Below are 7102 nucleotides of genomic sequence, written 5' to 3'. Positions count from 1 at the left end.
CTTCCTTCAGACCCCACCGTTAGCCAGTGACGCCCTTGCCATTCGGATTATCTTCCCCTCAATCAGGGTGATCTCACTCTCTTGCAAGTGAGCGGGTTTGCCAGCTTTGCTGGGCAAACAAAAAAGGCGACTTTATTAGTCGCCTTGATAACTTAATTTAATTATTGATTAATTAGCAACGAGATATTTAATATCTGCATTTGCCATCAACTGCGCAACCAATGCTTGATATGTCGCTTCAGCAGTAGAGCGATTTAGCATGTTAGAGATTTGATCTTTAACCTTAAGATTAACTGAGGGGTCACTATCAATCACTTTGGATAGCTCAATGACAACATAATCCCCGGTGCTAGTTGCGGCCCAATCACGCGACACTTGATCAGCAGTCGGTTTAGCTAATTTAAATACCTTTTGAACGACCTGATAATCATAATCATGGTTATAACGCTCAAATGTCAAATCTTTACTAAACTCGATATTTTTCTCAGCAAGTTCTGCCGCGACTGATTCTTGTGCGTTTAATTTAGCTGTTATAGCTTCCACAAAAGCTTGTGCTGCTGAGCGTGATTTTTCAGCGCTAAGTTGCGCAGCAATAACATCAGAGACCTCAGATAGCGGTTGTGTAGAAGCCGCTTTAAAGTCATTAATACGCACCACAATTGCTTTATTTTCTGAAAGTTCAATCACTTCAGAATTCATCCCTTCTTCGCGGAAATTTGAATCAAAAACAGTACTTAGAATCGCTTTTTCGGTTAGCAACTCCGGTGCTTGGTCTGCAGAAAAGAGTTCTGTATGTTGCACTTCACCGGAAACAACACCTGCCGCTTCATCTAAGTTATCAGGAGACTCAAAAGCCACCTCACTAAGACGTTGCTGTAGATCGTAATAAAGTTCCTTCGATTTTTCCTCGTGCAACGCTTTTTTAACTTGTATTTTCACATCTGCAAGTGGCAACGTTTTAGCAGCTTGAATATCAAGTAATTTAATAATGTGATAGCCGAATGTTGATTTAACCAATCCAGATAAAGACGCTTCTTTAGTCAGAGTGAAAGCTGCATCATTAAAGGCAGGATCCATCACACCACGCTCAAACCAGTCTAATTCGCCTTTATTTTTAGCTGAATAGGCATCTTCTGATTTTTCAGTAGCAAGCTTCGCAAAATCAGCCCCTTTTTCAAGTTGGTCTAAAATATCTAACGCTTTTTGCTGAGCAATACTATCGTCTCCTTTGACTAAAATATGAGCGACTTTACGACGTTCTACACGTTGATAATCTGATTGGTGTGTATCGTAATAGGTCTCAATATCAGCGTCACTAAGAGGCGTTTGAAGGGTTAGTTGTGATGCGTCTAATAAGACGTAATCGACGCTGACTTGCTCTGGGTATTGAAATAACTGACTGTTGTTATCATAATAAGCTTGGATCTCATCTGCACTGACTTCACTGTTATTTTCAAATGCAGTCGCATTGACGGTTAATATTTTGGCAACGCGCTTTTGCATTTGCAATTGCGCCGCCAAATTAACTTCTTGAGGCACAACAAATTCGCTGCCCACTAACATTTTCAATAACTGACTGCGTGCTAAATCTTGCTTTACACTCGCGCTGAATTGGACGGGAGTATAAGTTGCACGACGCAATAATGATAAGTATTTATCGTTATTGAATTTCCCCTCAACTTGGAACTCCGTCATGTTACGGATTTTATTTTTCACTTGTTCATCGCCAATACGTAGTCCCATTTCACTAATCGCCTGTCCGATCAATGACTCAGAAATAAGGGTTTGCGTCGCTTGAGCTCTAACTTGCTGCGCAAAATTGGGGTTAGATGCGAGAACATCAAATTGCTCACCATACTGCTCTTGTAAGCGTGAACGTTCATTTTTATAAGCTTGCTCTACACTTGCTCGACTAATTTCTTGATCATTAACCAATACCGCAGCAGATTGACTGCTGCTGCCTAAATACCCACTCACACCCGCTAGAGCAAAAGATAAGATGATCACACTTAATACAACTTTAGCAGCAACCCCTTGAGAGCCTTCGCGCATTTTATCTAACATAACTATTCTTCTCTGAGAAACTTTAAACAAAAAAGCGCATCATTTGACGCGCTTACTTCATTATTATACAAACAACAGATTAAGCGTTGATTGCATCTTTTAATGACTTACCAGCTTTGAATGCAGGCACTTTCGCAGCTGCAATTTGAATTTCACCACCAGTTTGTGGATTACGGCCAGTACGTGCTGCACGTTCTTTTACAGAAAAAGCACCAAAACCGATGAGTGAAACATTGTCACCTTCAACCAGTGCGTTTGTCACAGTATCAATAAATGCATCAAGTGCGCGGCCAGCTGCCGCTTTAGAAATATCAGCACTTTCTGCAATATTATCGATTAGTTGTCCTTTGTTCATTTTTTATCCCCATTTTTTATAATTGTGGTGTTCACCTTTATATTTATACAGGCCACAAACACACGTTGAAATACACTGGTCATTAGGCTACGTTGCTATTTAAACTGGTGCAAGTAAATTTATAAAAAACTCTGCAACTAGCCCCGATTTTATGCAGTTTATCACCTATTTTTGTTATTTTTCTATTGAGAACCCTTTTATGCTGTCTTGTAATGCGATTTCTAACACTTCATCGATCCAACGAACAGGCCTAATTTCCAGTTGATCTTTGATATTACTTGGAATTTCTTCGAGATCACGCGTATTTTCAAATGGGATCAATACCGTTTTAATGCCACCACGTCTTGCTGCTAACAATTTCTCTTTCAGTCCACCGATAGGCAGTACTTCACCACGTAGCGTAATTTCTCCTGTCATGGCGACATCAGCACGTACCGGAATACCCGTTAATGTAGAAATCAATACAGTACACATTGCAGCCCCTGCACTTGGACCATCTTTGGGCGTTGCACCTTCTGGTACATGCACATGAATATCGCGTTTTTCATGGAAATCTGCATTGATACGCCACTGCTCAGCTTTCGAACGAACAACGGTCATTGCTGCCTGAATCGATTCTTTCATGACATCACCAAGCGATCCCGTGTAAGTGAGCTTGCCTTTACCAGGTACAGATGTAGCCTCAATCGTTAGTAGTTCACCACCGACTTCCGTCCATGCAAGGCCGGTCACTTGTCCAACTTGATTTGTTGAATCAGCTTTACCAAAATCATAACGACGTACACCTAAATAATCTTTTAAATTATCTATATTGACATCTACTTTTTTAAGTTTTTTATCGAGTAATATTTGTTTAACTACTTTGCGGCAAATTTTAGAGATTTCGCGCTCTAATCCACGAACACCTGCTTCACGAGTGTAGTAACGTACAATGCCAATAATTGCGCTATCGTCGATGCTGATCTCATTCTCATTGAGCCCGTTACGTTTAACCTGTTTGCTGGTTAAATGCTGTTTGGCAATATTAGTTTTTTCATCTTCGGTATAACCCGACAAACGAATCACTTCCATACGATCAAGTAGAGGGCCAGGAATATTCATCGAGTTTGAAGTGGCAACAAACATCACATCGGAGAGGTCGTAGTCAACTTCAAGGTAATGATCATTGAAAGTATTATTTTGCTCAGGATCTAATACTTCCAACAACGCGGAAGCGGGATCTCCACGCATGTCAGAGGCCATTTTATCAATTTCATCGAGTAAAAAGAGTGGATTTTTAACCCCCACTTTACTCATTTTTTGAATTATTTTACCTGGTAAGGAGCCGATATAGGTACGTCGATGACCGCGAATCTCTGCTTCATCTCGCACGCCACCTAATGCCATACGTACATATTTACGTCCTGTAGAACGCGCAATAGATTGACCTAACGAAGTCTTTCCTACACCAGGAGGTCCCACTAAACACAAAATGGGTCCTTTTAATTTACTGATACGAGTTTGTACGGCGAGGTACTCTAAAATCCGCTCTTTTACTTTTTCCAATCCATAATGGTCGGCATCTAATATTTCTTGAGCTTTAGCGATATTCTTTTTAACAGCGCTACGTTTTTTCCAAGGAACATTCAATAAGCTTTCAATATAAGTGCGGATAACACTTGCTTCTGATGACATAGGCGACATCATTTTTAATTTTTTTAACTCAGAAGTTGCCTTTTCATAGGCTTCTGTAGACATCCCAGCTTTTTCAATTTTCTCCGCTAGCTGGTCATGATCATTTTGACCATCTTCAGATTCACCCAGCTCTTTTTGGATAGCTTTCATCTGCTCGTTGAGATAATAATCGCGTTGGCTACGCTCCATCTGCTTTTTAACACGGCTACGGATGCGTTTTTCAACTTTAAGAATATCTTCTTCACTTTCCATCATTGCCATTAGGAATTCAAAGCGTTCAGTTATCGAAGTCAGTTCTAAAGCAGTTTGCTTATCGTCTAGATTCAAGGGCATATGTGCAGCAATCGTATCAGCAAGACGCTCCGCATCATCAATACCATTAACCGAGGCGAGTACCTCTGGCGGTATCTTTTTATTGAGCTTGATATAGGAATCAAACTGATTCATGACACTACGTAATAAAGCTTCTTCCTCTTCATCATCAATTGCTTCACTTTCCAGTAATTCAACTTCAGCAAAAAAGTAGTCTTCGTTTTCAATATTCTTGACTAGTTGTGCACGTTGCACACCTTCAACTAATACTTTAACCGTACCATCGGGCAATTTTAGTAATTGCAGGATATTTGCAACTGTCCCTATAGTATACAAATCCTCCATTTTAGGATCGTCTAGAGAGGCTTCAGTTTGCGCCACTAATAATACTTTTTTGCCCTGATCCATGGCAGCTTCTAAACATTTTATCGATTTTTTTCTACCCACAAAAAGCGGAATAACCATATGCGGATAGACCACCACATCGCGCAAAGGTAACACTGGCAGGGTTAATTGCAGCTCTGATTCAGTTTTCATAATATCCCCAGGTACTTGTTTTGTAAGCTTTTCAAAACAAGTCTATTTTAAAAAAGCGTGATAATTAATATTGGGGATTGTATTAAATTTTTCAAGGTGAGAAATGAAAAAAGGGAGCACAATGCTCCCTTTCTTAACAATTAATTGTTTAATTGCCTATTTATCAGACGAAATGCGTTTCATTTTGTCATCACAATAAATCAATAACGGTTGTGATTCACCTTTAATAACATTTTCATCGACAACCACTTTGCTTACATTCTCAACGGAGGGTAAGTCATACATTGTTTCTAACAATACCGATTCAACAATTGAGCGTAAGCCTCGTGCACCCGTTTTACGCTTCATCGCTTTTTTAGCCATCGCAATAAGTGCATCTTGTCTAAACTCAAGCTCTACATTTTCTAAAGAAAAGAGTGCTGCGTATTGTTTAGTGATAGCATTTTTAGGGGCCGTCAATATCTCAACCAAGGCTTCTTCATCAAGCTCAGTCAAGGTTGCAACAACCGGCAAACGACCAATAAACTCTGGGATTAGTCCATATTTTGCCAAATCCTGCGGTTCAACTTTTGCGAACGTATCACTCAACGAGGATTTAGAATCGCTACTACGCACTGTTGCACCAAAACCAATACCGGCGCCAGTATCAATTCGTTTCTCGATAATAGAATCTAATCCCGAGAATGCACCACCACAAATAAATAGTATTTTAGACGTATCAACTTGGATAAACTCTTGGTTAGGATGTTTGCGTCCACCTTGGGGCGGAATCGAAGCAACCGTACCTTCAATCAATTTGAGCAGCGCTTGTTGCACACCTTCACCGGAAACATCACGTGTAATCGATGGATTTTCTGATTTACGCGTTATTTTATCTATCTCATCAATATAGATAATGCCACGTTGTGCTCGTTCAGGATCATATTCACATTTTTGCAATAATTTCTGAATAATATTTTCAACATCTTCACCCACATATCCGGCTTCAGTTAATGTGGTTGCATCTGCCATAGTAAAAGGGACATCTAATAGACGTGCCATGGTTTCCGCTAATAATGTTTTACCACTACCCGTTGGACCAATTAACAGAATATTACTTTTACTTAATTCAACGCCATTAGCTTCATCGCCATATTTGAGACGTTTATAGTGATTATATACTGCAACAGAGAGTACTTTTTTGGCTGTATCTTGACCAATAACGTATTCATCTAAGCTGGCACGAATTTCATGCGGAGTCGGTAATTTTTTATCACTGCTTATAGATTTAGTTGAACTGCTTATTTCTGCGATCTCTTCTTTGATAATATCATCACAAAGATCAACACATTCATTACAAATATAAACAGATGGACCCGCAATGAGTTTCTTCACCTCATGTTGGCTTTTTCCGCAAAAAGAGCAATAAAGTAAGCTATTGCTGTCGCCTTTATCCCCGTGTTTATCTGACATATTGATTCCTTAAATTATAACCGTTTTGCTAATACTGAATCGACGATACCATATTCAACTGCTTCATTTGCCCGCATGAAATTATCACGATCGGTATCCTTTGCAATCAGTTCAATATCTTTACCCGTATGGAATGCTAATAATTCATTCATACGCTGCTTAGTTGCAATAATCTCTTTGGCATGAATCTCAAAATCAGACGCTTGCCCTTGGAAACCACCTAAAGGCTGATGGATCATCACTTTGGCATTCGGTAGGCAATGGCGTTTGCCTGGCGCACCACTGGCCAATAAAAATGCGCCCATACTTGCAGCCATGCCCATACAGACAGTGCTAACATCAGGTTTAATAAATTGCATGGTGTCGTAAATCGCCATACCTGCGCTGATTGAGCCACCTGGTGAGTTAATGTAAATAAAAATATCTTTTTCTGGGCTTTCAGATTCTAAAAACAGAAGCTGAGCCGCGATCACATTGGCCATCTGATCTTCAACTTGGCCCGTTAAAAAAATAACTCGCTCTTTTAATAAACGCGAATAAATATCGTAAGAACGCTCACCTTTTGCTGTTTGTTCCACAACCATTGGAATAAGCGCGTTACTAATTGAATCGGTGTTTCCAGCAAATGGATTTGACATTTTCTATCCTAATAAATTTTTTTATAATATGAATGTATTGAAAATGAAAATGGCCCGAGTGAAATCACAC

The 7102-nt window shown here is 39.7% G+C and carries 5 protein-coding genes; all 5 read right to left on the bottom strand.

The features are described 5' to 3' along the window. Positions 1-168: 168 nt before the first annotated feature. The 5 genes from ppiD to clpP all read right to left on the bottom strand — a co-directional run bounded on the left by ppiD (position 169) and on the right by clpP (position 7032). Complete coding sequence (gene ppiD / locus KSO91_RS15220; RefSeq protein WP_238743883.1) at positions 169-2064, bottom strand: peptidylprolyl isomerase; 1896 nt, start codon at positions 2062-2064, stop codon at positions 169-171. 79 nt (positions 2065-2143) lie between these two features. Next, a complete protein-coding gene (locus KSO91_RS15215; protein ID WP_238743882.1) occupies positions 2144-2419 on the bottom strand; it encodes an HU family DNA-binding protein in 276 nt (91 codons plus the stop codon). A 174-nt stretch (positions 2420-2593) separates the two neighbouring features. Beyond that, on the bottom strand, positions 2594-4942 hold the full coding sequence (gene lon, locus KSO91_RS15210) for an endopeptidase La (protein WP_238743881.1): 2349 nt from the start codon (positions 4940-4942) through the stop codon (positions 2594-2596). Between the two features lie 156 nt (positions 4943-5098). Further along, positions 5099-6394, bottom strand: a complete 1296-nt coding sequence (gene clpX / locus KSO91_RS15205; protein WP_238743880.1) for an ATP-dependent protease ATP-binding subunit ClpX — start codon at positions 6392-6394, stop codon at positions 5099-5101. A 14-nt stretch (positions 6395-6408) separates the two neighbouring features. After that, positions 6409-7032 (bottom strand): ATP-dependent Clp endopeptidase proteolytic subunit ClpP, encoded by a 624-nt coding sequence (gene clpP, locus KSO91_RS15200; protein WP_275114016.1) that lies wholly within the window; start codon positions 7030-7032, stop codon positions 6409-6411. Between the last annotated feature and the right edge of the window lie 70 nt (positions 7033-7102).

This window comes from Psychromonas antarctica (assembly GCF_022267535.1).
GTDB lineage: Bacteria > Pseudomonadota > Gammaproteobacteria > Enterobacterales > Psychromonadaceae > Psychromonas > Psychromonas antarctica.
The sequence above is the reverse complement of the archived record's forward strand: the minus strand, read 5'-3'. Positions and strand labels throughout refer to the sequence as shown.

Coding starts and splice junctions, on each gene's coding strand:
- ppiD (WP_238743883.1), bottom strand. CDS start 2,064: ATGTTAGATAAAATGCGCGAAGGCTCTCAAGGGGTTGCTGCTAAAGTT.
- KSO91_RS15215 (WP_238743882.1), bottom strand. CDS start 2,419: ATGAACAAAGGACAACTAATCGATAATATTGCAGAAAGTGCTGATATT.
- lon (WP_238743881.1), bottom strand. CDS start 4,942: ATGAAAACTGAATCAGAGCTGCAATTAACCCTGCCAGTGTTACCTTTG.
- clpX (WP_238743880.1), bottom strand. CDS start 6,394: ATGTCAGATAAACACGGGGATAAAGGCGACAGCAATAGCTTACTTTAT.
- clpP (WP_275114016.1), bottom strand. CDS start 7,032: ATGTCAAATCCATTTGCTGGAAACACCGATTCAATTAGTAACGCGCTT.